Annotated in this window: 27 protein-coding genes, 1 tRNA gene, 1 other RNA gene and 2 pseudogenes; 6 read left to right on the forward strand and 25 right to left on the reverse strand. The window is 36.2% G+C overall.

Going from position 1 to position 24,040, the window contains the following annotated elements; all coding sequences use genetic code 11:
* Positions 1–3: 3 nt before the first annotated feature.
* The 16 genes and pseudogenes from QOR44_RS09255 to QOR44_RS09335 all read right to left on the reverse strand — a co-directional run bounded on the left by QOR44_RS09255 (position 4) and on the right by QOR44_RS09335 (position 14,763).
* Positions 4–852 carry an ABC transporter ATP-binding protein gene (locus QOR44_RS09255; protein ID WP_000926589.1) on the reverse strand — a complete coding sequence of 283 codons (849 nt, stop codon included), beginning with the start codon at positions 850–852 and terminating at the stop codon, positions 4–6.
* Positions 853–974: 122 nt separating this feature from the next.
* A pseudogene (locus tag QOR44_RS10275) lies at positions 975–1,273 on the reverse strand (GHKL domain-containing protein).
* A gap of 68 nt (positions 1,274–1,341) precedes the next feature.
* On the reverse strand, positions 1,342–2,094 hold the full coding sequence (locus QOR44_RS09270; protein ID WP_001019933.1) for a response regulator transcription factor: 753 nt from the start codon (positions 2,092–2,094) through the stop codon (positions 1,342–1,344).
* 276 nt (positions 2,095–2,370) lie between these two features.
* Positions 2,371–3,186: an endonuclease/exonuclease/phosphatase family protein gene (locus QOR44_RS09275; RefSeq protein ID WP_001029869.1), complete on the reverse strand. Its 816-nt coding sequence runs from the start codon at positions 3,184–3,186 to the stop codon at positions 2,371–2,373.
* A 53-nt stretch (positions 3,187–3,239) separates the two neighbouring features.
* Complete coding sequence (locus QOR44_RS09280; protein ID WP_000795065.1) at positions 3,240–5,423, reverse strand: PTS transporter subunit IIBC; 2,184 nt, start codon at positions 5,421–5,423, stop codon at positions 3,240–3,242.
* 157 nt (positions 5,424–5,580) lie between these two features.
* Complete coding sequence (locus QOR44_RS09285; protein ID WP_000162288.1) at positions 5,581–7,236, reverse strand: sensor histidine kinase; 1,656 nt, start codon at positions 7,234–7,236, stop codon at positions 5,581–5,583.
* On the reverse strand, positions 7,229–7,906 hold the full coding sequence (locus tag QOR44_RS09290) for a winged helix-turn-helix domain-containing protein (RefSeq protein WP_000638642.1): 678 nt from the start codon (positions 7,904–7,906) through the stop codon (positions 7,229–7,231). Before QOR44_RS09290 ends, QOR44_RS09285 begins: the two co-directional genes overlap by 8 nt.
* A complete protein-coding gene (gene phoU / locus QOR44_RS09295) occupies positions 7,906–8,562 on the reverse strand; it encodes a phosphate signaling complex protein PhoU (RefSeq protein WP_000621376.1) in 657 nt (218 codons plus the stop codon). The genes QOR44_RS09290 and phoU overlap by 1 nt, the downstream gene beginning before the upstream one ends.
* Positions 8,559–9,308 carry a phosphate ABC transporter ATP-binding protein PstB gene (pstB, locus tag QOR44_RS09300; RefSeq protein ID WP_000041121.1) on the reverse strand — a complete coding sequence of 250 codons (750 nt, stop codon included), beginning with the start codon at positions 9,306–9,308 and terminating at the stop codon, positions 8,559–8,561. Before pstB ends, phoU begins: the two co-directional genes overlap by 4 nt.
* The gene (gene pstA, locus QOR44_RS09305; RefSeq protein WP_000427927.1) at positions 9,301–10,179 is read right to left on the reverse strand and encodes a phosphate ABC transporter permease PstA; all 879 of its coding nucleotides are present in this window, start codon (positions 10,177–10,179) and stop codon (positions 9,301–9,303) included. The genes pstB and pstA overlap by 8 nt, the downstream gene beginning before the upstream one ends.
* Before the next feature lies 1 nt (position 10,180).
* Positions 10,181–11,026 (reverse strand): phosphate ABC transporter permease subunit PstC, encoded by an 846-nt coding sequence (pstC, locus tag QOR44_RS09310; protein WP_000814831.1) that lies wholly within the window; start codon positions 11,024–11,026, stop codon positions 10,181–10,183.
* A 14-nt stretch (positions 11,027–11,040) separates the two neighbouring features.
* Positions 11,041–11,922 (reverse strand): substrate-binding domain-containing protein, encoded by an 882-nt coding sequence (locus QOR44_RS09315; RefSeq protein ID WP_000716331.1) that lies wholly within the window; start codon positions 11,920–11,922, stop codon positions 11,041–11,043.
* Between the two features lie 129 nt (positions 11,923–12,051).
* Positions 12,052–12,612, reverse strand: coding sequence for a nucleoside/nucleotide kinase family protein (locus QOR44_RS09320; protein ID WP_000582346.1), 561 nt, complete (start codon positions 12,610–12,612; stop codon positions 12,052–12,054).
* Entirely contained in the window at positions 12,609–13,349 is a 741-nt protein-coding gene (locus QOR44_RS09325) for a 16S rRNA (uracil(1498)-N(3))-methyltransferase (RefSeq protein WP_001188242.1), read from the reverse strand. The genes QOR44_RS09320 and QOR44_RS09325 overlap by 4 nt, the downstream gene beginning before the upstream one ends.
* Positions 13,349–14,302 carry a 50S ribosomal protein L11 methyltransferase gene (gene prmA / locus QOR44_RS09330; RefSeq protein ID WP_001099293.1) on the reverse strand — a complete coding sequence of 318 codons (954 nt, stop codon included), beginning with the start codon at positions 14,300–14,302 and terminating at the stop codon, positions 13,349–13,351. Before prmA ends, QOR44_RS09325 begins: the two co-directional genes overlap by 1 nt.
* The gene (locus QOR44_RS09335; protein WP_306768180.1) at positions 14,299–14,763 is read right to left on the reverse strand and encodes a MepB family protein; all 465 of its coding nucleotides are present in this window, start codon (positions 14,761–14,763) and stop codon (positions 14,299–14,301) included. The genes prmA and QOR44_RS09335 overlap by 4 nt, the downstream gene beginning before the upstream one ends.
* Positions 14,764–14,880: 117 nt before the next feature.
* Between QOR44_RS09335 and QOR44_RS09340 the strand changes: the two genes are divergently transcribed.
* The gene (locus QOR44_RS09340; RefSeq protein WP_000859570.1) at positions 14,881–15,597 is read left to right on the forward strand and encodes a MerR family transcriptional regulator; all 717 of its coding nucleotides are present in this window, start codon (positions 14,881–14,883) and stop codon (positions 15,595–15,597) included.
* Positions 15,598–15,635: 38 nt separating this feature from the next.
* On the opposite strand, the gene QOR44_RS09345 is transcribed toward QOR44_RS09340, so the two are convergent.
* The 6 genes and pseudogenes from QOR44_RS09345 to QOR44_RS09370 form a co-directional block, all read right to left on the reverse strand.
* Positions 15,636–16,106: a GNAT family N-acetyltransferase gene (locus tag QOR44_RS09345; RefSeq protein ID WP_000631756.1), complete on the reverse strand. Its 471-nt coding sequence runs from the start codon at positions 16,104–16,106 to the stop codon at positions 15,636–15,638.
* Positions 16,078–16,535: pseudogene (locus QOR44_RS09350) on the reverse strand (NUDIX hydrolase). The gene QOR44_RS09345 and the pseudogene QOR44_RS09350 overlap by 29 nt, the downstream one beginning before the upstream one ends.
* Entirely contained in the window at positions 16,528–16,836 is a 309-nt protein-coding gene (locus QOR44_RS09355) for an ASCH domain-containing protein (RefSeq protein WP_001868493.1), read from the reverse strand. The pseudogene QOR44_RS09350 and the gene QOR44_RS09355 overlap by 8 nt, the downstream one beginning before the upstream one ends.
* 42 nt (positions 16,837–16,878) lie before the next feature.
* Positions 16,879–17,349, reverse strand: a complete 471-nt coding sequence (locus QOR44_RS09360) for a DUF3013 family protein (RefSeq protein ID WP_001051342.1) — start codon at positions 17,347–17,349, stop codon at positions 16,879–16,881.
* Between the two features lie 73 nt (positions 17,350–17,422).
* The gene (locus QOR44_RS09365) at positions 17,423–17,950 is read right to left on the reverse strand and encodes a DUF3278 domain-containing protein (RefSeq protein WP_001031089.1); all 528 of its coding nucleotides are present in this window, start codon (positions 17,948–17,950) and stop codon (positions 17,423–17,425) included.
* Between the two features lie 2 nt (positions 17,951–17,952).
* Positions 17,953–18,141, reverse strand: a complete 189-nt coding sequence (locus QOR44_RS09370; protein WP_001082463.1) for a helix-turn-helix transcriptional regulator — start codon at positions 18,139–18,141, stop codon at positions 17,953–17,955.
* A gap of 533 nt (positions 18,142–18,674) precedes the next feature.
* On the opposite strand from QOR44_RS09370, the gene QOR44_RS09375 reads away from it, so the two are divergent.
* The 4 genes from QOR44_RS09375 (at position 18,675) to QOR44_RS09385 (ending at position 20,781) form a co-directional block, all read left to right on the forward strand.
* On the forward strand, positions 18,675–19,166 hold the full coding sequence (locus tag QOR44_RS09375) for a GNAT family N-acetyltransferase (RefSeq protein ID WP_001883431.1): 492 nt from the start codon (positions 18,675–18,677) through the stop codon (positions 19,164–19,166).
* Positions 19,159–20,427 carry a replication-associated recombination protein A gene (locus QOR44_RS09380; RefSeq protein ID WP_000774763.1) on the forward strand — a complete coding sequence of 423 codons (1,269 nt, stop codon included), beginning with the start codon at positions 19,159–19,161 and terminating at the stop codon, positions 20,425–20,427. Before QOR44_RS09375 ends, QOR44_RS09380 begins: the two co-directional genes overlap by 8 nt.
* A gap of 88 nt (positions 20,428–20,515) precedes the next feature.
* Positions 20,516–20,708: non-coding RNA, 6S RNA (gene ssrS, locus QOR44_RS10325), on the forward strand.
* Positions 20,709–20,781: transfer RNA gene (locus QOR44_RS09385), tRNA-Lys, on the forward strand. It abuts the RNA gene before it with no gap.
* Positions 20,782–20,935: 154 nt separating this feature from the next.
* On the opposite strand, the gene QOR44_RS09390 is transcribed toward QOR44_RS09385, so the two are convergent.
* Positions 20,936–21,790, reverse strand: coding sequence for an aminoglycoside 6-adenylyltransferase (locus QOR44_RS09390; RefSeq protein ID WP_001204139.1), 855 nt, complete (start codon positions 21,788–21,790; stop codon positions 20,936–20,938).
* A gap of 368 nt (positions 21,791–22,158) precedes the next feature.
* Between QOR44_RS09390 and QOR44_RS09395 the strand changes: the two genes are divergently transcribed.
* Positions 22,159–22,755 (forward strand): uridine kinase family protein, encoded by a 597-nt coding sequence (locus tag QOR44_RS09395; RefSeq protein WP_000846439.1) that lies wholly within the window; start codon positions 22,159–22,161, stop codon positions 22,753–22,755.
* Between the two features lie 34 nt (positions 22,756–22,789).
* On the opposite strand, the gene QOR44_RS09400 is transcribed toward QOR44_RS09395, so the two are convergent.
* The gene (locus tag QOR44_RS09400; RefSeq protein ID WP_000207508.1) at positions 22,790–23,347 is read right to left on the reverse strand and encodes a histidine phosphatase family protein; all 558 of its coding nucleotides are present in this window, start codon (positions 23,345–23,347) and stop codon (positions 22,790–22,792) included.
* Positions 23,348–23,383: 36 nt separating this feature from the next.
* Positions 23,384–23,719, reverse strand: a complete 336-nt coding sequence (locus tag QOR44_RS09405; protein WP_000827863.1) for a PadR family transcriptional regulator — start codon at positions 23,717–23,719, stop codon at positions 23,384–23,386.
* Positions 23,720–24,040: the final 321 nt, after the last annotated feature.

A 24,040-nucleotide genomic window follows, 5' to 3' on the forward strand; every position in this document is an offset into this window, starting at 1 on the left:
TGCTTACTCCCCTCTAAAATGATAGATGTAGAAATCTTCTAGAGTCGGAATAACCAACTGTGCCGAATCACTCGGACAAATATCACTCACTACACGAAATACCCGACTATCTGAAATGACTTTTTCATTAACAATAGCAATATTGGGTATCTGAGATAAATCTGGTTCAGTCGTTATTTCCCACACTTTTCCCTCAATAGTTTTCAACAACTGTGCGGTGTTGCCCTGTTCGATAAATTTACCATTTTTTAATACTATAATTTCTTTGGCAACAGCTTCCACATCCGACACAATATGCGTTGATAAAATGATAATTTTATTGGTAGATAACTGACTCAAAATATGGCGAAATTTAACCCGTTCCTTAGGATCAAGTCCAACAGTTGGTTCATCCAGAATAAGTATTTCAGGGTCATTGATAAGTGCTTGAGCAATGCCTAAACGTTGCTTCATACCACCGGAATATGATGAAATCTTCTTTTTACCTACATCGCCTAAACCAACAAGCTCTAGTAATCTAGGAATTTCTTGTTTAGCTTTCTTTTTATCAACACCTTTTAAGGTAGCGATATAATTTAAGAAAGCAATGCCAGTAAATTGATCATAATAGCGAAAATGTTGCGGTAAAAAACCAATGTGACGATAAAATTCTTCCGACTGCTCCTGTCCATTCCAATAAATATTCCCACTATCTGCGAATGTAAAGTGGCTCATCAAATTTAATAAGGTTGTTTTGCCAGTACCATTTGCTCCTAAGAGTCCATACAAACCAGGAGTAAACTGGTAGGAAATCTGGTTAAGTACTATTTTTTTTCCGTAGCTTTTAGTGATATTATCTAGCTGTAATAACATAGTATTGTCTCCTTTCAATAATTAAGACAGTTGAAAAATCAATTACTAAAATATAGCGACTGAGCTAAAGGTTAAAAATGAGCTTTCTCACTTACTCTCTAAATGATTGTAAAGTAATATAGCTAAAAGATTATTTCTAAGCCCTGACGGAAAGTATGTTGTTCACTATTTGTACTAATAGATGCATTAGGATAACGGTCAATAACTTTCATGACATTATAAAGGCCTAACCCTCTATCTTCTCCCTTGCTACTTGCTCCATAACCAAACAAACGTGAAGCATCTATTCTTTCCTCGACTATCGAATTTTCTATGATAAAAATTTGCTTATGTTTAATGTAAAATAAGACATGGCTATCTTAGGTTCATCTGTCTCTAAAGAAACTTCAATATGGTGGCTATAATCTATCATATTAGCCAATTGGAGTTTTCTTTGAACAACCAACCTCTCCTGTAAAGAAGTTTTGAAGTGACAGTCTAAAATAGAACTCATCTTTTTCTATCCTTTTGATATTTATCCACTATAGATACTATATCTCTCACTTTATTGCGTGAAATCAGACAAGTCGTTCCATTTTGGAAGTAAACTAATCTATCTATCCTATCCACTTTAAAAATATTTAAGGGATTTACTAAAAAAGAGCGATGACATTGAAAGAGCCTAGGTTCTTGTTTTAAAATATCCCCCAAAGTGGCTGTGAATTCCATTCTATCTTTTTCAGTATAAAGGACAACTCTATGTGATCTTGAGGATGTTTCTATATAAAGAAGATCGTTAAAAGGTAATTGTACCTGGCTGTAACGCGACTTAAAGTAGAATGAATTTTCCACTAAGGGCTTATTGCAAATGCCATCTACGTACAACAATACTTCCTCAATCCTTTGGCTAAACTCTTCCTGTGAAAGTCCTTTATCGATATAGTCTAAAGCTGATACCTGATAACGAAAGGTTAAAGGCATTAATTCTGAATGAGTTGTAACAAAAACAATCTGAGCATAAGGATCAACTTGTCTAATTTGTTTTGCGACCTCTAAGCCTATCTGCTCATCGTTTTTTATTTCAATATCTAAGAAAAATAAATTATGCAAACCTATTTCATAAATTGACTCCAATAATTGAACTGGTTTAGCAAACGTTTCTACTGTTTTGAAATGCAGATTGTACTGTACTCTAATCTCTTTAATGATTTTTTCCAAATGGGCTTGTTGAACAAAATCATCCTCAAGTATAAAAATATTCACCTTATATCCTCTATCTTATTACTTGAATATTAATAGTCACAATAGAGCCACTACTATATTCTTCTCATAGGTATCGTTTGTGAGTTATCCCATCTTAATATGTGACGTCCATGAGGCTAATTTTAAAAGCATAATAAATATATGCTAATTTTAACATATATATAACTATTTGAACACCTAATTAAGTAGTTAAGTATTAAAAATAAATTATTTCTATTAAAATACCCTTAGATACAGACTTTATCTGAATCTAAGGGTATCTTTTATTATAAGATATTAGAAATCTATGGTAATTTCCAAGCCGTAATGATCACTAACGACAGGTGCTTCACCACCTTCAAAAACTACTTGACTTGAACTGATTGAAAGGTCTTCGCTAGTAAAAATATGGTCAACTTTAAGAGCCTTTTTATTCCCTTCCCAACCATCAATATCAGCCATAATAGTATGGTCCCCAAATACATGATTGGCTATTTGGTGGCTATCCTTTAATGCTAATGGACTATTAAGAACAAGTTCATAACCCTGATTTCCAGTAGGATTATTAAAGTCACCCATGAGTAAAAGTGGAGTTTCTACCTCAAGTAGGGTAGTTTCTAGTCGTTTCCACTCCTCCGCAAATCCTTTCTCAAACCATGATAAATGGAGGCTAACTACTGTAACGACTTTGTCATTCAGAGTGGTCTCAGCTACCAGAGCACGACGAGTATGATAATCAGTCTCATCGTCTACAGCTGAAACTAAAATATCATTTGGCTTTAATGGTTTCAGAGAAAGTATCGCTACCCCTTCATGGTACTTGCTATAACCAATATGATTATAAGCCCATGTCCAATGATAGTGTAGACCTTGAAGATTTAGGTAATGCACTAATTGCAAGGCAAAGTTATCTTGATGAAGAGCTGGTGTACCTTCAATCGGATGATAATTTGGACTACTCTTAGCAAGAGGGGAAGATATGCTCTGGTTCACCTCTTGTAGGCAGATGATATCATATTTTTCACGGAAGATATGCTCTGCTAAATCAAATAATTTCTTTAGAGCATTTACTTCCATCCATGAATGAGTATTTAACGTTAAGCATTTTGCCATAGAGTATCCTTTCATCAGAAAGAAGCTGAGACTTGCCCAGCTCCTATCGTTTGTTACAGTTCGACTTTTGCCACTACTGTTTTAGCTATTTGTGGACCTGATTTTTCAAGTTTAACAGTTTTTATATCTGAAACATTTGTAAAGACGATAATCACACTTGTCTCTTTACCAGCTGCTTTGATAGCTTCCAAATCTGCTACCACAGCAAGATCACCTGCTACCACTTTTTGACCACTAGAAATTTTAACCTCAAATGGTTGACCATCAAGAGCTACTGTATCTAGACCGATATGTACTAAAACTTCTAGGCCACTTTCTGTTAATAAACCAAAAGCATGTTTTGTTGGAAAGACACTAGTAACTGTACCTGAAACTGGAACATAGATATTGCCATCAGTTGGTTCCACAGCAAAACCATCACCCATCATTTTTTGAGAAAAGACAGGGTCTTTAACAACATCCAATGCTTCTACTTGACCATTAGCCACCGAAACAATTTCTTCTGTTATTCCTTTATAAGTTGTAACTTGGGCTGCTGCTACAGGTTGGCCTGTTTCTAAATCAACTATTGGAATAACTGTACCTGAATCTAGCAAATCTTGAATGTCTGATTTAAGGACATCTGCTTTAGGTCCGTAAATAGCTTGAACACCATTACCTTTTAACACCAATCCCATTGCACCAGCTTTTTTCCAAGCTGCTTCAGAACCCACGCTATTTCCATCTTTAACTGTGACACGAAGACGAGTCATACATGCATCTACATCTTCAATGTTATCACGACCACCAAGTAAATTAATAACTTGTACAACTTGAGAATTTGCATCAGCAGAACCAGAAGCTGTTGAAGGAGCATTATCAACCTCTTCGTTATCATAATTACCATTACGTCCTGCTGTTGCTAAATTGAATTTTTTAATCATAAAGTTTGCGATAAAGTACATCAATACTGCAAAAAGAAGTGTCACCCAAACAAAGTTGAAAATATCACCACCAAGGCCCGCTTTTATGCCCATGGGAACACGTGTTAAAAATTCTATATTACCAAATGAATGAACGCGGAGGTTAACAATATCTGCCATAGCAAACGCACATCCTTGAACGACAGCATATACAAGGTAGAGTGGCATTGCTGCAAACATGAACATGTACTCAATTGGCTCAGTAACACCTGTCAAGAAAGTAGCCGCCGCTGCTGAAATAAACATTGACTTGTATTTCAATTTTTTATCTTTATCAACGTTACGATACATAGCATAAGATAATCCCATCAAAATACCTGAAGCACCAATCATTTGCCCCACTTTAAAACGTGCTGGAGTGACACTTGTCAATAAGTGATGGTATTGACTTGAATTTGAGCCTTTTAAGTTAATTAAATCACCAACCCATGCTAACCACAGTGGATCTTGTCCCAACACCTGTGCTCCTTTAGTTGCACCTGTAAGGACAGTGTATGTGCCACCTAGTTGCGTGTAGTTCATTGGAATAGTTAACATATGGTGTAAACCAAATGGGAGCAATAAACGCTCTAACGTACCGTAGACAAATGGTGCTAATATTGGAGCACTGTCTTGTGAACTTGCAATCCATTTACCAAAGCCATTGATACCTGATTGAACAACCGGCCAAAATACTGATAAAATTAATGCAACAATGACTGAACGATAAATAACAACAAATGGAACAAAACGTTTTCCATTGAAAAAAGTTAAAGCATCTGGTAATTTACGATAGTTATAATATTTATTAAAGGCAGTTGCACCAACGAAACCTGAAATAATACCGACAAATACACCCATATTAAGAGCAGGTTGTCCAAGAACGTTAACAAAGTAATCTGAAACTCTGATGGTTGCACCAAATACCGTTTGAACAGTTGCTTTACTGTCTGCTAACATATCTGTTTTAACACCAAAAAAGTTCCCCGTAATAAGGTTAATAAGAATAAAGGATAAGCCAGCCGCAAAAGCACCACCGGCACGTTCTTTAGCCCAGCTACCACCAATAGCCAATGCAAATAAGATGTGTAAGTTACCAATAACTCCCCAACCAATTTGAGCAATGACATTAGCTATGCGCCCTAATAAAACATTTGATGGATCCAATAGACTAATGGAGTTACCAATACTAACCATCAATCCTGCTGCTGGCATAACAGCAATAACAACCATCAAAGCCTTCCCAAACTTCTGCCAAAATTCAAAACTAAAGAGCTGTTTGACATTATTTTTCATCTTCAATCTCCTTTTATGCACTTAATAGTGCAAGCGTTTGCGTTATTATGGTTTTATTATAGCACTTATTTGTTTTTTGTAAACCCTTACTTGTATATTTTTTCTGAATTACTAAAAAAGTCTAGATAATATCATCTAGACTTTTATTTGTGAGTTTTTATTGTTTGTGAAGTAAAACGGTCATTGTTGTTCCCTGCCCCAAATGGCTGTCCACTTTTATACTACCATTGTGAAAATCTAAAGCACTCTTTACAATAGACAAACCTAAACCAGTCCCTCCAACTATTTTTGAGCGACTTTTATCGACGCGATAGAAACGTTCGAAAATACGTTTTTTGTCCTTCTCTGCAATGCCTAGTCCCGTATCACTAACTTCTAAGGTAATTGTATCAGGTGAATTTTTCAAAGTCACATTTACTTGACCTTTCTCATGATTATAGGTGAGAGCATTGTCACACAAGTTGTACACCAAGGAATTCAATAAAACTGGATTCCCTCGCAAAATAGCTTCTTCTCCATTAAAATTGATTTGTATGTGCTTCTTATCTGCTTTAGCTTGTAAACCTTCTAAAACTTTTTGTGTTAAGTCATACAGATTTACTGTCTCTTGCGGTAATTTTTCTTGTTCATCAAGGTGAGAAAGGTTGATAATATCCTCAACCAATTTAACTAATCGTTCAGATTCTTTATGAATTTTAGCTGCAAATTGTGGGACTTCTTCGTTTGGAACCATTTGATTAGCTAACAGTTCTGAGTAACCAGAAATAACATGAAGCGGGGTTTTCAATTCATGAGAGACATTGGCAGTAAATTCACGTTGAAGTTGTTCCATTTGGAGTTGATCAGTCACATCAAACAGTAGAACAACCAATCCTGTTACTCGGTTGTTATCTGTAGTTGGTCTTACCAAGACGCGGTAATGATTATTTTCAATGCCAATATTAGCCTCTTTCTTTTTCCCTTTTAGTCCTTGATCGATTAAGTCTTTGAGAGTTAAATCTCGGCTAACTTCCATCATAAAGCGCCCATGCCAATCATCATTAATTTGGAATAACTTTAAAGCTTCTGCGTTGATACTAACGATTCTTGCTTGATCATCTAAAAGAATCATTCCTTCCTTAATTTTAGAAATAATGGTATCAAATTCTTTTTGACGCTTTTGTAATAACAATTTTTGATGTTGAATCTTAGCCTGATGGCTATCAAGACGCCTTAATAATGGTGTTATCTCCTCGTAACTATCATTTGATAAAGGATGATCTAAGTCAATATTGTTTAAAGGCTCTGATACTTTTTTCGCTATATATCGTGCAATTAATACAGATAAAATAATAGCAAGTAAGATGATAATTGCTAAGGGACTCATCATACCAAGGAGAAGATAAAAAATAGTTTGTTGCGCAACTGATAAACGAACTATCGTTCCATTATTTAAACGTTGCGCAGCATAGATAGACTTCTCAGTAAGTGTCGCTGACCACCTCGTGCTCTCACCATAACCACTCTTGATAGCTTCTTTAATTTCTTGACGATTGGCGTGATTTTTCATATGTTTTGCATCTGATTGGGTATCATAAAGCACTTGTCCCTTATTATCTACCCAAGTAATACGCACATTTGAAGTTTTAAGATTTTCAAAATAATCTTTACCTTCAAAGGAAATTCCTTGTGACGCCAGTGTCGTTTGTGTTCTCAACTGTTCTCGCTGAATGTGATTGAAGTAATTATAGAGAAATCCCATAATCATCAAAATTGTAACTAAAACAATTCCCAAACTAGCGGATAAAGTTGTACGGAAAATTTTTTTAGTCATGTCTTTCCTCCAAACGGTATCCAACTCCCCTTACTGTAGCGATCAAATAGCCATCCTCACCAAGTTTTGTTCGCAGTGTCCCAATGTGAACATCCACGGTTCTAGTTTCTCCTAAAAATTGTTCTCCCCAAACCTTATCCAGAAGTTCTTGCCTTGTAAAGACTCTATTGGGATTACGGAAGAATAATACTAATAACTCAAATTCCTTTAGGGTTAAGTGGATTTTTTTCGTTCCCCTTTTGACCCAATAATTAGTCGGGTCAATCTCTAAATTTCCAATGATAATATGAGCTTTTGAATCTACTTGGCGGCTACGCCTCAAGACTGCTTTTATTCGTGAAATCATTTCCATCATCCCAAAATGTTTGACGAGATAATCATCTGCTCCAAGATCTAACCCTTTAACTTTATCATACTCACTACCTTTAGCAGTTGTCATGATTACTGGTATCATTTCCGTTTGATGTTTTCTCCTTAAACGCTCTAAAATAGTCAAACCATCATCTCCCGGCAACATAATATCAAGTAAAATCAAGTCTGGAACTTTCTCCTGAATAGCTTCCCAAAAAAGCTCTGAACTCGAGAATCCTTGAGCTGTAAAACCTGCCATTTGCAAAGTATAGAGCATCATTTCGCGAATATCAGCATCATCTTCAACACAATATATCATTACGCTTCTCCATCTAGGTTACCTGTTATTGAGAAAAGCACCCATTTAGCAATATTTACTGTATGATCACCAATACGCTCTAGGTACTTGGCGATCATTAAAACATCTATGGGATATTCACCATCAACATCCTGTACCGAAAAATATAACACTAACTGTTTCTTTATTGTATCAAATTCCTGGTTAACTGTCCTATCTTGTTCAATTACTTGATGCGCTTGTTCTTCATTGTCATAAATAAAAGCATCTATACTCTTAGTCAGCATACTAATGACATTATTAGACATGCTGTTAAGTTGGTCCCTTTCAGAACCTGCACCTTGGATAATATGACCTAAACTAACAATTTCCGCAATTTCATAAGCTTGAGCACCAATACGTTTCATATCATAAACCATTTTTAATGCAGAAGAAATACGGCGTAAATCCTTGGCAACTGGTTGCTGACGAAGTAAAAGTTTTAAACATCTCTCCTCAATATCCCGTTCCATTTGTTCAATCTTGTGATAAGTTTCAGAAATATCGTCAAGGTAAACGTCATTACTATTTGTTAGAGCACCTAAGGACTTCCCAATGATGTCCTCACACAATGCCCCCATAAAAATAATTTCTTTATTAAGGTCATTAAGTTGACTTGCAAATCGTGAACGAATCATCCGAATCTCCCTGTAATGTAGTTTTCTGTACGCTCATCTTGTGGCAATGAAAAGAGTTGGCTCGTTTTGTTATATTCAACCACTTCTCCCATCAGAAAGAATGCTGTTTTATCAGAAATACGAACAGCTTGTTGCATATTATGTGTCACTATAACAATAGTGTAGTTCTTCTTCAGTTGGATAACCAATTCTTCAATTTTTGCTGTTGAAATAGGATCCAAGGCACTTGTGGGTTCATCCATAAGTAAAACATCAGGCTCAATAGCAAGAGCACGCGCAATACACAAACGTTGCTGCTGTCCGCCAGACATACCCAGAGCAGATTTGTGAAGACGATCTTTAACCTCATCCCATAGAGCCGCCTGTTTAAGGGAACGTTCAACGATATCATCTAACTCTGCTTTGGAATGAATACCGTGCGTTCTTGGACCAAAAGCAACATTATCATAAATGCTCATTGGAAACGGATTAGGTTTTTGAAACACCATTCCAACCTTTTTACGCAATTGGTTAATATCCAATTGTCTATAGACATCCTCGCCTTCTAAAGTAATATCCCCTGTGATTTTGCAATTTTTGACCAAATCATTCATACGGTTAATACTTTTCAAGAGAGTAGACTTTCCGCACCCAGAAGGTCCAATAAAGGCTGTGATTTCTTTTTCTTCAATGTCTAAATTAACATCCTTCAGAGCGTGAAATTCTCCATAATACAAATCTAAATTATTAATTACTAATTTACTCACTGTTCGACTCACTTCCTAATCGTTTGGCTACTAGTCCAGATACAAAATTGACAATAATAACTAAAAGCAATAAGATGACCGCAGTCGCATAAGTTTGGTCAACATATAAGCCCTCACCCGAAATAGCATACATATGTACTGCTAAAGTACGAGATGAACTAAATACCGAATGTGCTACTTTTGCAACTGTTCCAGCTGTGAAAATAAGTGCTGCTGACTCACCAATGATACGTCCTACCGCTAAAATAATACCAGCAAAAATACCAGACATAGCACTAGGTAATACGATTTTAAATATGGTTCTCAATTTACCAGCACCAAGCGCAAAGGCTCCTTCTCGATAAGAATCCGGAACAGATAGTAAAGCTTCTTCAGTTGTCCTCATAATCAAAGGTAAAATCATGATGCTCAAAGTCAGAGAACCCGATATCAAAGATAAGCCTAAGTGTGTGTATTTTACAAAAAATAATGCACCAAATAAACCATAAATAATTGAAGGTATCCCTGCCAATGTCTCGGTTGCAACACGGATAATTTTGAGATAAGGATTATCACGTCTAGCATATTCCGTTAGATAAATTGATCCACCAATACCAAGTGGAACTGCAAATAATAAAGTTAAGGCGATGATAAAGATAGTGTTAATGAAAGCTGGTAATAGTGAGACGTTCTGAGTATTATAAGTCCATGCAAACAAGCCAGTATTCACATGAGGAAGCCCCTTAACTAAAATATAAATAACAACAAATGCAATTGTAGCAAAACTTAGAATTGCTCCCAAATAGACAATAGCAAAAAGAAAGAAGGAAAGGGGATCTTTTTTTAAAGATGCTAAATATTGTTTTGACGTTCTTTGGTTAATATTTTCCATCTTATTCCTCTTTCTGTAATGCTGAAAAACTGATATTAATCATTAATATAAAGATAAAGAGTACCACAGCTGTACCAATTAAGGCTTGACGATGCAAACCAGAAGAATAGCCCATTTCCATGACAATATTAGTGGTTAGAGTTCTAACGCCTGATGTCAGCGATTGAGGCAAGACAGCTTGATTACCCGCTACCATGATGACAGCCATTGTTTCACCAATAGCACGTCCAATTCCCAAAACAACCGATGCTAAAATACCACGTTTAGCAGCTGGTAAAACAGCAAAGAAGACACTTCGTTCATGAGAGGCACCAAGGGCAATACCACCTTCATAATAGCTCTCTGGAACAGCTCTTAAAGAAGATTCTGAAATGCTAACAATTGTTGGTAAAATCATAATTCCTAGCAAAATTGAAGCTGCTAAGACTCCCATACCAAAGCCACCAATATATTGCCTTATCATAGGGACAATAACAACGAGTCCAAAGAAACCATAAACAACTGAAGGGATTCCCGCCATTAAATTGATAGCTGACTTTAAAGGCTTATAAATATTTTCTGGGCAGAAATAAGCCATAAAAACAGCAGTAAGGATACCTATCGGTCCTCCTAAAAGTAAAGCTCCCGCTGTAACATATAAGGAACCTACAATCATTGGAAAGATGCCAAAAATATTATTACTAGGATGCCAGACTTTACCAAATATAAAATTTCCCCAGCCGATTTTCGTAATAGCTGGAAGACCACTAGAGAAGAGAAAGAGGCAAATTAAAATAGCTGATATAACACTGACGCAAGCCGTGATGAAAAACACAGCTTGCATAAGACCTTCTTTTGTTTGTTTCATTGTTTACTCTTACCTTACTTTGATAAGTCAGACCAAGACGTTGTCTTTCCAGTAAAAATGTCTTTTACTTGTTTTGTTGATAGATCATTAACTTTATTTTTCTTATTAACAACTACTGCTATACCATCTGTTGCAATAACAGTAGCTTTGACCCCTTTGGATGACTCTGTCTTATCCAATTCACGTGATGCCATACCTATATCTGCTGATCCATCAATTGCGCTTGTAATCCCAGTTGAAGAATCACTTTGTTGAATTTCAACATCTACTTTTGCATTTACTTTATGATAGGCCTCTTTAATCTTTTCCATAACCGGCGTTACTGAACTTGAACCTGCTATAACAACTTTACCAGATGACACTTTTGCTTGATATGCTTTGGCATTGTCAAGTGGAATATAGCCATTTTTCTCAACGACTGCTTGCCCATCTTTGCTTAAGATATAATCAATAAAATCTTTTGTTGCTTCTTTTTCCTTACCTTCTTTTGTTACAATATTGAAAGGACGAGAAATCTTATAGCTTCCTGATTTAATATCTTTTACAGTCGCATTTTTGCCATCAATTTTAAGCACTTTAACGCTACTATTTAATGAACCTAGTGAAGAATAACCAATAGCTGACGGGTCTTTAGAGACAGTGGTTAGCATAACTGAAGTTGAATTGGTAACAGTTGCTGCATCAGAAGTATGGTCTACTTTTTCGCCCTTTTTATTTTTTGACTCGATCCCAAATAACTCTATGAAAGCTCCACGAGTTCCAGACCCTTCCTCTCTAGAAACAATGTTAATTGTCCCTTTAGATGAAGATGATGAATCATTTGAGCATCCTGCTAGGATGCCAATTCCCATAAGACCAGATACCGCCAAAAGAGATAGCATTTTGTGTTTTTTCATGATGAACTCCTAAATATTTTTTGATTTGATTTTATTATAGTTAAGAAATATCAAATCTCTTTGAGGATTTTTGTAAAATCAATGTAAAATTAAAAAGAGTTGGAAAATTATCCAAACTCCTTTTTTCTATTATGGTAATTCAGCCACTTCCTCAGCATTTAAATGATTTGTATTAATATGAATAACATTGGAAAATGTGTCTAAATAATGTTTTTTAGCAGGCAACAGGTGATGAGTATACCATTTGAAAAAATGACGCCGTCTATTAAAATCATTTTTTTGACGTTGGTATAGGACCATCTCATCTGCATCTAGAAAAATAATATAATCAGCAAAACATTCCTTTAGCCTATTTACCTCTAGTAACAAATTAGAAGGTAAAGTCCAACTATAACCCGCCACCTTTGGAAAGTATTGTGTATAGAAAGCAATTTCCTCAGCTCCATAATCCATTAATACTATTTCATTATCTCTAACAAGTTCGTATCTATCTCGCTCATGCTGAATAAATAGTTGTTGAATTTCACAATAATCGTCTAATTTATTGTTATCAAGCTGATGTTTATTAATCTTATCAACTACTGGAGAAATGTCCACAAAACTAATAGCGATTTTCGAGTAAACTTTCTCAATGATTTTCAAAGCTATGGTTTTCCCTACAGCCATACCACCTTGAATAGCAATAATCATAATAACTCCGCTGAGTAACTAATAACACTTAGAGCATAGAGCGGTGCTGTTTCTGTGCGCATGATGCGTGGACCCAGGCCCACCTTGATAGCTCCAACCTCTTCAAAAGCTGCGATTTCTTTTGGAGAAATGCCCCCTTCTGGTCCAAAGATGAAGAGGAGCTTGTCACCTGCTTTTACAGTCTGCAAGTTCTGGGCTAGCGCTGACATTTCACCCTCCTTGGCAGACTCTTCATAGGCGATAAAAATTTTATCAAAGCCTGCAAGCTCCGCTTGAAAATCAGCCTTCTTCTCAAATAAACGAACCTGAGGAAGACGATTACGCTTGCTCTGCTCCGCTGCGCCCAGAGCAATTTTTGCCAGCTTATCTTCTTTTTTAGCTAGTTTCTTGCCGTCCCACTTGACGACTGACCAGTCAGCTGGGAATGCCCAGATAGCCGCAGCACCCAATTCTGTTGCCTTTTGCGTCACAAGATCCAACTTGTCTCCCTTGGGAAAACCTGAGGCAATGGTCACTTGAACTGGCATTTCAACATTGCTGTCTAGCTCTTCTAGGATTTGGAAGCGATGAGCAGAGCTATCCACCACCTTTGCCAAACGCTTGATAGCATCATCAAAAACCAAGACCACTTGGTCATCTTCTATCAATCGCATGACATTGAACATGTGCTTGATGGTATCCTTGTCCTCGATGGTCACAAAGTCATCTGCTTTTCCATTTACAAAATACTGTTGCATTAGCCGCCAATCACTCCTGAAATATCATCTGTCTTTTTGAAAACGCAGGCATTCCACTCACCTTGAACCATGTGAGTCTCAAGGAAGAAACCAGCTTTCTCAGCACTTTCACGCACCATATCCCATTTTTCAGAAATGATACCAGACATGATGAGATAACCCTCATCCTTGACCAAACGGTAGGCATCGTCTGTCAGATGGATCAAAATATCCGCCAAAATATTGGCAACAATGACATCTGCCTCTTGCTGGACACCTTTGAGCAGGTCACCAGCAGCCACATGAATATTGTCAGTACCAGGGTTCATATCGATATTTTCCTGAGCCACGCGCACCGCAACATCATCCAAATCATAGGCATAGATGTCCTTGGCACCCATGAGAGAGCTAGCAATAGACAAAACGCCAGAACCAGTCCCCACATCGATAACCGTCTCACCACCACGAAGTACTTGCTCCAAGGCAAAAAGACTCATCTTAGTCGTTGGGTGAGTCCCAGTCCCAAAAGCCATACCAGGATCCAGCTTGATGATTTTCTCACCAGCCTTAGCCTCATAGTCAGTCCATGACGGCACGATGGTCAAATCATGGGTAATGCGAGCTGGCTCATAGTACTTCTTCCAGTTATCAGCCCAGTCCTCTTCGACCAATTCCTGACTGTCAAGGTTGACGCTACCCGTCGCAAGACCAAAGCCTTCAAAATTAGCCAAACGATCAGCCAAATCAGCCTTAACCGCCTCAATATCAAGCGTATCAGGATAATAAGCAGTAATAGCGATCATATCAGATTGCTCCACCTCAGGATAAAGCTCACCGAAACGATCCTCCTGTCCAAGGTAGTCAGCCGAATCGCTAATGGCAACCCCCTGACTGCCAGTTTCAATCAATAAATTCGAGACAGCTTCCTCTGCCTCACGATTCACGTGAACCGTTAGTTCATTCCATGTGTTCATGTAGTAACTCCTTCATTATTTCTACTTAAATCAATAAAATAGTTCAACTGCCATCGCTGTGTCACCAAAGCTGTTCTATTTAAATCGCTACACCAAGGAGGGTAAAATCGCATAGCCATCTTTCCTTGAGAGTTAGCAGATGAAAGAATACCCTTACTCACTGCAACCTCTTTGGGAATGATGAACAAACCTTTCCACCTACCATCTTTAATGACAATAATCAAATCTTCCACTTCATCTTGTTCATAAAAAGGAATATTTTTACCATTTCCATCTTTCTGCCAAAATACTGTAAAATACCCCATCTTGCTAGCTGTCTTATGAGCTAAACGACACCTTTTATAGTTTCTATCGCCTTCAATTCTTATGAGGATACCTTCATATTTTTCATTCCACTTTTCTTCTTTAACTTCAAAGGAAGAATACCATTCCCTTAGTAGCTCAACTATTTCTATAACTATCCCTCCTTTATCTTCAAATCAATATGATTAACCATACTTTTCAAAATAATTTATTTTTTGCTTGACCCTGACCTTAGGTTATCCTTTATACTATGTAAGTGAGAGGAGGTTATTACCATGAAAACAGTTAAAGAAGTCAGTATCTTAAGCGGTGTAAGTGTGCGCACCTTGCATCACTATGATAAAATCGGTTTATTCCCACCTACCGCCCTATCCGAAGCAGGCTATCGACTTTATGACGATGAAGCATTGATTCGCCTGCAAGAAATTTTGCTATTTCGTGAGTTGGAATTCCCTCTCAAAGATATCAAATACCTGCTTGAGCAAGCAAAAGAGGAAAGGCAAGACTTATTAGCCCAACAAATCAAATTGCTTGAATGGAAAAGATTGCATCTTGAGCAGGTTATCACCCATGCGAAACGATTACAAGAAAAAGGAGATGATTATATGAATTTCGATGTTTATAATAAAACAGAATTAGAACAATTACAAGCTGAAGCAAAAGAAAAATGGGGACAAACAGCAGCCTACCAAGAATTTGCTCAAAAACATGCTTCAGATGACTTTGCACAAATTAGCCAAGAAATGGCAAAAATAATGGTACAATTTGGGCAATTAAAGACACAAAATGTATCTGATGAATCTGTTCAAATGTGTGTGAAACGGCTACAAGACTATATCTCTCAGCATTTTTACACCTGTACCAATGAAATCCTTGCTGGACTAGGACAAATGTATCAATCAGATGACCGGTTTAGTCAATCAATTGACAAAGCTGGTGGAGCAGGAACAAGTGAATTTGTCAGCCAAGCTATTGCTTACTATTGCCAATAAACTATCAGAAAACTAGACAATCATCTAGTTTTCTTTTTTTATTCTATCTTCTTTGTCATATAGACCATATCCATTCCTTCTTGCTCAGGTTCGGTATGGGTTGAATGATAACCACATTTTTCATAAAAACTGACCATTAGTTTTTCTTGCGCAATCGTACATAAATCCCACTTTGTAAGCTTAGGATAGGTTTTCTCTAATAAAGCCATCGCTGCTGAGCCGTAGCCCTGCCCTTGATATTGGGGAAGAATAGCCGCCGTACCAAGCCAAGCACGCTTCTCCTCGTCCTTGATAACCAATCTAAGAAAACCAACAATTGTCTCATCAACAAGGACAAAATGATAGAAACAATCTGGTCGCTCCACTAGTTTCCATCGAATCTGCTCAACTTCTTCCACATAGGGATCGTATTGATCGTGGTATTTCTCATAGACTGCCTTAAAGCTAGCTCTCTGAATGGCAATAATCTTCTCTAAATCACTAGCTTCCGTCTTTTGTAAAGTAATCATCTTCCACCTCCAAATAATCTCTCAACCTCTCCTGCAACTGAGGAATGACCTTTTTATGGCTTAGAAATTCGTCAATGGACATGAGCTTGTAGCCTTGTCCTTCATCACCTAGAACAATGCTATCGTACTCTTTCTGACTGATATGTCCAACCATAAAAACTGATAATTTATCAGGCTTCAACATACCCCTATAAGTCTTGACCCAATTAATATGGTTTCGAGTTAAGGTCAGATTTAATTCTTCATCAACTTCTCGAAAAAGACATTCCAAAGGTGTTTCATTGTCCTCACGACCACCTCCTGGTAAGTCCCAAAACCTGCATAAGGCAAATCTGGAAAATCATCTCTTAGGCTGGTCAAAATCTTTCCTTCACAGAAAAGAGCGATCTTTGCACCTGAGAAATCAAATAACTCATCAAAACTATCCATGCAATAACCTCAATTCTATTCCTAAAGCTCCATATTTTCTAATTTGTTCAGGGGGATAATAACGTTCCATCTCCTCTGGTCTGGCTGTTTCTATATCATCCAATGTATATCCACATTTTAGCAAATCTAAACTTTCATAAAGTTGAGAAAAATCATCAAATATATGTAAACAAACAACTTCTGTGGTCAATTTCTTTCTTTTATCATTTAACAGATAAAAGACAATGTAATCACCAATTGTAATAGTCTGCCTTCGTTCGTCATATAACCTGAGTTCAATTATTTTCTGACCTGATTTCATTTTTCAAATGGTTCCGGTGCTAACATCATTTCATGCTTTATCTCAATACCTCGGATATGCATAAAACTCTGTCTCTTTCAGTTCTGCTCTGCCATTTTCAAAAGCATCCGTATCCCAAGAAAGACCGAACTCTTCGATACTGTCATCGGTGAGGAAGTCCATGAGGTCGCTCAGCCCTTCAGTGGCAACCTCGTTGAGAGTCTCCGCAAAATAAGCCAGAAACTCTCGTGACAATCCCTTCTTAGGCTCATAGGGGATAGTCACCAGATAGTCCTCAGCATCAAAGCGTGACTTGGCAGGGTTGTAAAAGAGCACATAGTCCTCAAAAACGATGTCCTCGCTACTCGTCTCCCCTTGGTCGTCCACGGTTTCAATAGCAGAGCTGTTTTGTGCTTCTAATATAAAAGTGACTTCTACAGTATGATTTTTCTTATCCCAATCCATGGCAAAGTCATAGTTTAAGTGCTTGTCCAATTCTTCTTCCAGAACAGACAAAAATCCAAATTTAGCCATTTTAAATCCTTTACAAATTTACTTTCTTTCATTATAGCAAAAAAGAGCTGGTCTTCCCAACTCTTTCAAGAAGCTATTCACGCTCTTCCTTACCTTTTCGTCGATTAAAATAATTGACGACAGCCGTCGATATACCAAAGAAGCTACCTGTAAAGACTAAGGTGAATAAGGCTTTACCTGATAATAGATAATCAAAATAGCTAAGCGGACTATCTATCCAAGTGTAAGAAGTCAAATACATGAAAACACCAAAATAGATACCTGACTTCCAACCAATATGACGTATACTTTTTCGCTCCTTATCGGACAATTCATCCTCATCATACTTCGTCAACTGTGTCTTATTGCTAGCATAGACGAGGTAACCAAACAAGATAAAAACAAGTAGCTCCAGAATCATCGGATAATACATAGCAACCTCTTGGGAAAAATCCTCTGCCAATAGGAGCGCTACAACATTTCCAAGCATCAAGAACCATACCAGAAAGATAAGAGCTATATTCCCCATGCGGTCGGCTTCACGTCTCTTGTACTCATCCAAAGGGCCAGAAATACCGTAAAAACGTTTAATCAAGCAGTCTGTAAATTTTTCTTTGTTCATTTTCAATCCTCCCAAAACAGTACATTCAAATCAGTCCCTAAAGCCTTAGCCAGCTTGATACATAAATCAAGCGAGGGATTATACTTGTTGTTCTCAATCATATTTATCGTCTGCCTAGAAACTCCGATTTCCTTCGCCAAAGCAAGCTGAGACTTCTTAGTTTCCAAACGATAATCCTTAACTCTATTCATCTATCTCCTTTCTATTGCGGTAAGGTTTCACAAGAGCATGTCACATATATACGACACACTTGCTTAAAAAATTTTGTTGGCCTAAAATGTGTCAACTATATTTGATACTTTTATTATAATCTTTTGAAAGGGATTGTCAACTATATTAGACATCTTTTCTCAAATTTTTTTATTTTATGTTACAATGAGAGTGGGACAAAAATCGGTAATTCCAAAGGAATTCGATTTTGTCAGCAAGTTTTGATTTTCAGTTGCTGACCTGAAACAGTCTATCCCCAGACTGTTTCACTCCCACCTCCGCACAGTTGAGTAGGGATGTAAAAGTTGATTCATCAACGAATTAGAACCCACTCAACCACTGCGTCTTGCAAATCAGACTACAAAAAATTAAGAGACCTAGAAGTTTTTGCCCAGCCTCGGCTTTATACTATATTAAAAGCGTCAGCTAAGAGAAAGACTCTATATAAAAATAGAAAGGATTTGAACACGGGACTAATTTTCGTAAACCGAACCGTCCCTTTGTATCATCAATTATGATTATCAGACCTATGCAGGACTGCGACCGTGAGGCAGTTCTGACCTTACAAAATACAGGCTGGACTGCTCTTACCTCTCCTGTTTATGACCGCAAGTGGACTGAGAGTGACTTGGAGAAGAATCTGGCAAATGGCATGTCCTTCTTTGTCGCTGAGGTCGATGATAAGATCGCTGGCGTCTTGGACTTTGGTCCCTACTATCCTTTCCCAGCTGGCAAGCATGTTGCCACTTTCGGCATTCTCATCGCTGAACCCTACCAAGGTCAGGGGCTGGGTAAAACTCTCTTGAAAGCTCTGCTAACTGAGGCTAAAGCTCAAGGTTATATCAAGATTGCCATGCATGTCATGGGCAATAACAGCAGAGCCATTTCCCTCTATCAAAAATACGGGTTTACCGAAGAGGCTCGAATCACTAAAGCCTTTTTCATTAAAAATCATTATGTTGATGCTTTAATTTTCGCAAAAGATTTGGAGAATAATCATGGCTGACAATCTTGCTCTACGTATGCGTCCTCGCAATATTAATGAAGTTATCGGACAACAACATCTCGTTGGTAATGGCAAAATTATTGATCGAATGGTTGCAGCTAATATGTTATCTTCCATGATCCTATATGGACCACCAGGTATCGGGAAGACTTCTATTGCTTCTGCTATTGCTGGTACTACTAAATATGCCTTTCGTACTTTTAATGCCACTGTTGATAGTAAAAAACGTCTTCAAGAAATTGCAGAAGAAGCTAAATTTTCTGGTGGCTTAGTTTTATTACTTGACGAGATCCATAGACTTGACAAGACAAAACAAGATTTTCTTTTACCTTTACTTGAGAATGGCAATATTATTATGATTGGAGCAACAACTGAAAATCCTTTCTTTTCAGTAACTCCTGCCATTAGAAGTAGGGTACAAATTTTTGAGTTAGAACCTCTTTCTAACGAGGATATTAAAAAAGCCATTCAACTAGCAATTTCCGATAAAGAACGGGGATTTCCTTTTTTAGTGACAATTGATGATGAGGCGCTAGATTTCATTGTTACCGCCACAAATGGAGACCTACGATCTGCTTATAATTCCTTGGATCTAGCAGTCATGTCTACTTCTCCTAATGAAGATGGTAGCCGTCATATTAGTCTAGAGACAATGGAAAATAGTCTGCAGCGTAGTTATATTACAATGGATAAAAACGGAGATGGGCATTATGATGTCCTATCAGCCTTACAAAAATCAATTAGAGGTTCTGATGTCAATGCCAGCCTGCACTATGCCGCTCGTTTAGTAGAAGCTGGAGATTTACCTAGTTTAGCAAGACGTTTGACCATTATTGCTTATGAAGATATCGGCTTAGCTAACCCCGAAGCACAAATACATACTGTGACTGCATTGGAAGCTGCCCAACGCATTGGTTTTCCAGAAGCTCGTATTCTTATTGCTAACATTGTTGTGGATTTAGCTCTATCACCTAAATCAAATTCAGCCTATTTGGCTATGGATGCAGCCTTAGCTGATTTACGTCGTTCAGGAAATTTACCTATTCCACGTCACCTAAGAGATGGACATTACAGCGGTAGTAAAACCTTGGGCAATGCAAAGGATTACAAGTACCCTCACGCCTATCCTGAAAAATGGGTTAAACAACAATACTTACCAGATAAACTAGTAGGACATAATTATTTTGAAGCCAATGAAACTGGTAAATACGAACGCGCACTTGGTTCAAATAAAGAGCGCATTGATAAGCTCTCAGACTGATTGCTAGTTTTAAAAATCGCAATCGATTTCAAAAATCGATAATTTTGCTTGAAAATTTTATAAAAAGTGGTATCATAAAGACATAGAAACATTGCTGTGGCATACGAATCCACATCTAAGTGTTGACCGACTATTTCTTTGTATTTCGGGAAACGAAGTCATCTCTAGTGCGCAAGCCGTTAACACGCGGAAGCCACTTAAAGAGGTGCGAGTTACCCACCTGCTTATTTTGTGCGGGATCAATACAAAAAGTGGATCATCGGTGCCAATACAGCTTCCTAGCCTCCTTAGCTCAGTTGGTAGAGCAGTAGACTCTTAATCTATGGGTCACAGGTTCGAGCCCTGTAGGGGGCATATAACTATACATAAAAAAGCCTTTAAATAAAGGCTTTTTTGCTTGTCTAAAGAGGATTTGTCCCCGAAATTAGTTATTATTTTTCTTGAAAATCTTTATGAATGGTAATTGAGTTTAGACAATCACAGCCTATTATCTTTATACACAATAATGTTAGTTGAAATCTTGATATGAATTTGTCAAAACATTATTCATGAATTTCATTGCTGATTGATATTCTCCTTGGTTCAGATTAAGTTTCCTATTAATAGAAATATATTTCGCCATTTGATTTGTTTCATCCAATAAAAATCGCAAATTAGCCTCAATGTCTTTTAAAGATTTATTTGAAAAAATTTTCAATAGTTGATCTTTATCTGTAATATATTGCAAGATATCCTTGTCGAGCTTTCCAAAAGATAATGAATCAAGCTCTTTTTCTATTAATATTTTTTGTTTTAGAAGTTTAATAAAAGCATTTTTAATAGGATTAGATATCATAAACTCTGAATAAATAATATCATTTCTTGCTATCCCCTTGACTACATAAGTACTAACCCAATATATTTCATTAAGAATTTTGTTGATTTCATCTTCTGACAATTGCTTTGTTTCGTACAGAGAACTTCTTTCAAAATTATAATCAAGATATTTATTCTTTTTATCTAAAAGTACTTTTGAAAAAGCATCATCTAAATAATCCTCCAAGAATTCTGGTTTAATAAGTCTTAAATCAATCCTCGTCAGATCTTGAAACTGCATTAAGTAAGCAAAGCAATTGTATTCCGTCTTATTTCTAAACTCATTTGGTTTCTGCATTATAAGAATATCACCGAATTTTTTATGATAATTAGTTTCAGAAATAATATCTTCTATAAAATTAGTAACAAAAACAATATCATAATCTTGAAAATCATCTTTCGGTACATTTGGGTTAGCCCGAGATCCATTCAATAGTACAGCTTCGATTCTCTTATCTCGATTTGCTATGTTTAAAACCAAATTATATATTTCTTGCTCATCTCTCATAATGGCTACCTCCTACTTCACTTTATGTTACCATATTTTTTCTAATACCTTTATATTACCCTTGTATTTTTCTCTAAGCATGTAATCATAAACTTAAATTAGCATGGATATACCTTTACGACCTCCAAGGATTCAATTTTAAATTTTTCTGAACAACTGATTATGATTCAAAATATTTTCAACCGTTTAATGTTATGACTTTTCATACTTTAAAGAACTTTGTTCCAACTTGTAGGGGGCATCATATTATACATAAAAAAGCCTTTGCTTAAAGGCTTTTTTGCATGTCTAACGAGGAATTGTCCCACCATTTGTCACCGAAATATTTTTCTTTTTTATGATATAATTGTTAGTAGAAAAGGATCCTAATGAAAACATTTGATAAATATATAACTAACATAAAAACATTTATTAACAATAAAGAAAAAGTTGCTATTAGAATTTATGGCCATGGTGCTTCCGGTAAATCTACTTTTTGTAAACTATTAGTTGAACAACTTAACCTTGACCAAGTTAATTTATTAGAAACCGACCCCTATATTATATCCGGAAACTACCGTACTTTAGTTCAACCTAAGTTATTTCCAAATCAGAAAGTAACTGCGAATATACCAGTTTCACATGAACTAAATTCTTTAAAAAGAGATATACTTGCATTACAACAGGGACTAGACGTTTTAACAATTGAAGAACCTTGGTGTAAAAGCGTGATTTTAAATTATGAAAAACCTATTTTGATTGTTGAAGGAATGTCTTCGGCATTCTTACCCAAAGAAATTTTTGACCTATCTATTTGTTTAAAAACAAGCTCTGAAACTGAATTTAAAAGAAGATCTATTAGAGATACTCAAGAAAGAGGTCGTGATTTAAAATTTATTCATAATACACATGAATCTCGAAGAGAACAATATAACTATTATTACCAACCATTTGAAAAAGATGCTGATATTGTAATCGAAACGTAAAAATAGCCATTTTATATTTGGTTATTTTTTTCAGTTAACAAGTTATCTTAATCAAAGTATTTCCATCAAATTCTGCTTCTACAATCCATGGGAATTTATGTTTGTATTTATCAAACATTTCAAACTTAAAGTCTTTTTGATAATAATTAATTATTGTTGATAGTGCTGTCCCATGTGTTCCAATAACAATTGTCTCATCACTTGAAGTCTTCTCCAAGATAGCATTTATGGCTTTGATATTTCTTTGTTGAACTTCTCGTAAACTTTCTCCCTTTTCCAACTTATAGCTAAAGTCTTCCCACTGTTTTCTTGCCACTTCATTAAAATTATCAATCCATCCTTCAGAAAGTTTACGCTCTCTTAGTTCGTCAATTATTATTATTTTTTTATTTTTACTTTCAGCTAGTGGTCTGATAGTATCTATTGATCGTTTATAAGGGCTTGAGTAAAATTTAGATATTGAAACAGATGAAAATTGATTAACTAATTTTTTACTTGAATCTACACCCTTTTCAGTTAACTCTCTTAACATATCATCGTGATTATTGTAATTAGGCTCAGCATGCCGTATAAAATAAATAATTGTTGTCATATTTCTCCATATTTTTCTGTGGATTTAAAAAATAATTTAAACTGTATCATAACTATCTCCCCCAAAACCCAACTGATTAGCAGTATTAAGTAACTTTCTTAATCGATTCGTTTCAAGTTCCACTATTTCTTTTCCTATCTCAGTAATAATATAAACTTTTCTTCTTCTATCGTCACTTGGGATAGACTTTATCCATTTTTGTTTAAGTAAATTTTCAATGGCACCGTACATTGTCCCTGCGGCTATTCTAACATCACCGCCACTCATTTCTTCAACTTTTTGCATAATAGCATAGCCATGTGCTTCCTCAAACAAAGCTAATAAGATATAATAGGTAGTTTCTGTTAACGGTAAATGTTTATTCCTTTTCATCAATTTTCTTTCTATACAGTTAAACTTTATATAGTTATTCTATATAATATAACTATATAAGTCAACTGTATATTTAAACTTATTAAAAAGAAAAGAACAGATAGCCTATCCAATTATTCGTTTGGAGTTTTTTATTTTAGTCGTAACTTCTCAAAAGTACTATAGTTTTTTATAATCTATTGACTATAGTACTGTTGTTTATTCATCTCATCCTGATCTTAATACCTTTAATTATAACTTCTTATCCAATCTATACAGTTAAAATACCTCCTCATAAACACAATAGTTTTTAAAATTAATAATAGAGACTAGAGTTCATCA

Origin of the sequence: Streptococcus agalactiae (genome assembly GCF_949788565.1) — a bacterium.
Lineage (GTDB): Bacteria > Bacillota > Bacilli > Lactobacillales > Streptococcaceae > Streptococcus > Streptococcus agalactiae.

Bases quoted from the DNA above. Each gene is read 5' to 3' on its own strand.
- QOR44_RS09255 (WP_000926589.1), bottom strand. From the start codon at position 852: ATGTTATTACAGCTAGATAATATCACTAAAAGCTACGGAAAAAAAATA.
- QOR44_RS09275 (WP_001029869.1), bottom strand. From the start codon at position 3,186: ATGGCAAAATGCTTAACGTTAAATACTCATTCATGGATGGAAGTAAAT.
- QOR44_RS09280 (WP_000795065.1), bottom strand. From the start codon at position 5,423: ATGAAAAATAATGTCAAACAGCTCTTTAGTTTTGAATTTTGGCAGAAG.
- QOR44_RS09285 (WP_000162288.1), bottom strand. From the start codon at position 7,236: ATGACTAAAAAAATTTTCCGTACAACTTTATCCGCTAGTTTGGGAATT.
- QOR44_RS09290 (WP_000638642.1), bottom strand. From the start codon at position 7,906: ATGATATATTGTGTTGAAGATGATGCTGATATTCGCGAAATGATGCTC.
- phoU (WP_000621376.1), bottom strand. From the start codon at position 8,562: ATGATTCGTTCACGATTTGCAAGTCAACTTAATGACCTTAATAAAGAA.
- pstA (WP_000427927.1), bottom strand. From the start codon at position 10,179: ATGGAAAATATTAACCAAAGAACGTCAAAACAATATTTAGCATCTTTA.
- pstC (WP_000814831.1), bottom strand. From the start codon at position 11,026: ATGAAACAAACAAAAGAAGGTCTTATGCAAGCTGTGTTTTTCATCACG.
- QOR44_RS09315 (WP_000716331.1), bottom strand. From the start codon at position 11,922: ATGAAAAAACACAAAATGCTATCTCTTTTGGCGGTATCTGGTCTTATG.
- QOR44_RS09320 (WP_000582346.1), bottom strand. From the start codon at position 12,612: ATGATTATTGCTATTCAAGGTGGTATGGCTGTAGGGAAAACCATAGCT.
- QOR44_RS09325 (WP_001188242.1), bottom strand. From the start codon at position 13,349: ATGCAACAGTATTTTGTAAATGGAAAAGCAGATGACTTTGTGACCATC.
- prmA (WP_001099293.1), bottom strand. From the start codon at position 14,302: ATGAACACATGGAATGAACTAACGGTTCACGTGAATCGTGAGGCAGAG.
- QOR44_RS09340 (WP_000859570.1), top strand. From the start codon at position 14,881: ATGAAAACAGTTAAAGAAGTCAGTATCTTAAGCGGTGTAAGTGTGCGC.
- QOR44_RS09345 (WP_000631756.1), bottom strand. From the start codon at position 16,106: ATGATTACTTTACAAAAGACGGAAGCTAGTGATTTAGAGAAGATTATT.
- QOR44_RS09355 (WP_001868493.1), bottom strand. From the start codon at position 16,836: ATGAAATCAGGTCAGAAAATAATTGAACTCAGGTTATATGACGAACGA.
- QOR44_RS09360 (WP_001051342.1), bottom strand. From the start codon at position 17,349: ATGGCTAAATTTGGATTTTTGTCTGTTCTGGAAGAAGAATTGGACAAG.
- QOR44_RS09365 (WP_001031089.1), bottom strand. From the start codon at position 17,950: ATGAACAAAGAAAAATTTACAGACTGCTTGATTAAACGTTTTTACGGT.
- QOR44_RS09370 (WP_001082463.1), bottom strand. From the start codon at position 18,141: ATGAATAGAGTTAAGGATTATCGTTTGGAAACTAAGAAGTCTCAGCTT.
- QOR44_RS09375 (WP_001883431.1), top strand. From the start codon at position 18,675: ATGATTATCAGACCTATGCAGGACTGCGACCGTGAGGCAGTTCTGACC.
- QOR44_RS09380 (WP_000774763.1), top strand. From the start codon at position 19,159: ATGGCTGACAATCTTGCTCTACGTATGCGTCCTCGCAATATTAATGAA.
- QOR44_RS09390 (WP_001204139.1), bottom strand. From the start codon at position 21,790: ATGAGAGATGAGCAAGAAATATATAATTTGGTTTTAAACATAGCAAAT.
- QOR44_RS09395 (WP_000846439.1), top strand. From the start codon at position 22,159: ATGAAAACATTTGATAAATATATAACTAACATAAAAACATTTATTAAC.
- QOR44_RS09400 (WP_000207508.1), bottom strand. From the start codon at position 23,347: ATGACAACAATTATTTATTTTATACGGCATGCTGAGCCTAATTACAAT.
- QOR44_RS09405 (WP_000827863.1), bottom strand. From the start codon at position 23,719: ATGAAAAGGAATAAACATTTACCGTTAACAGAAACTACCTATTATATC.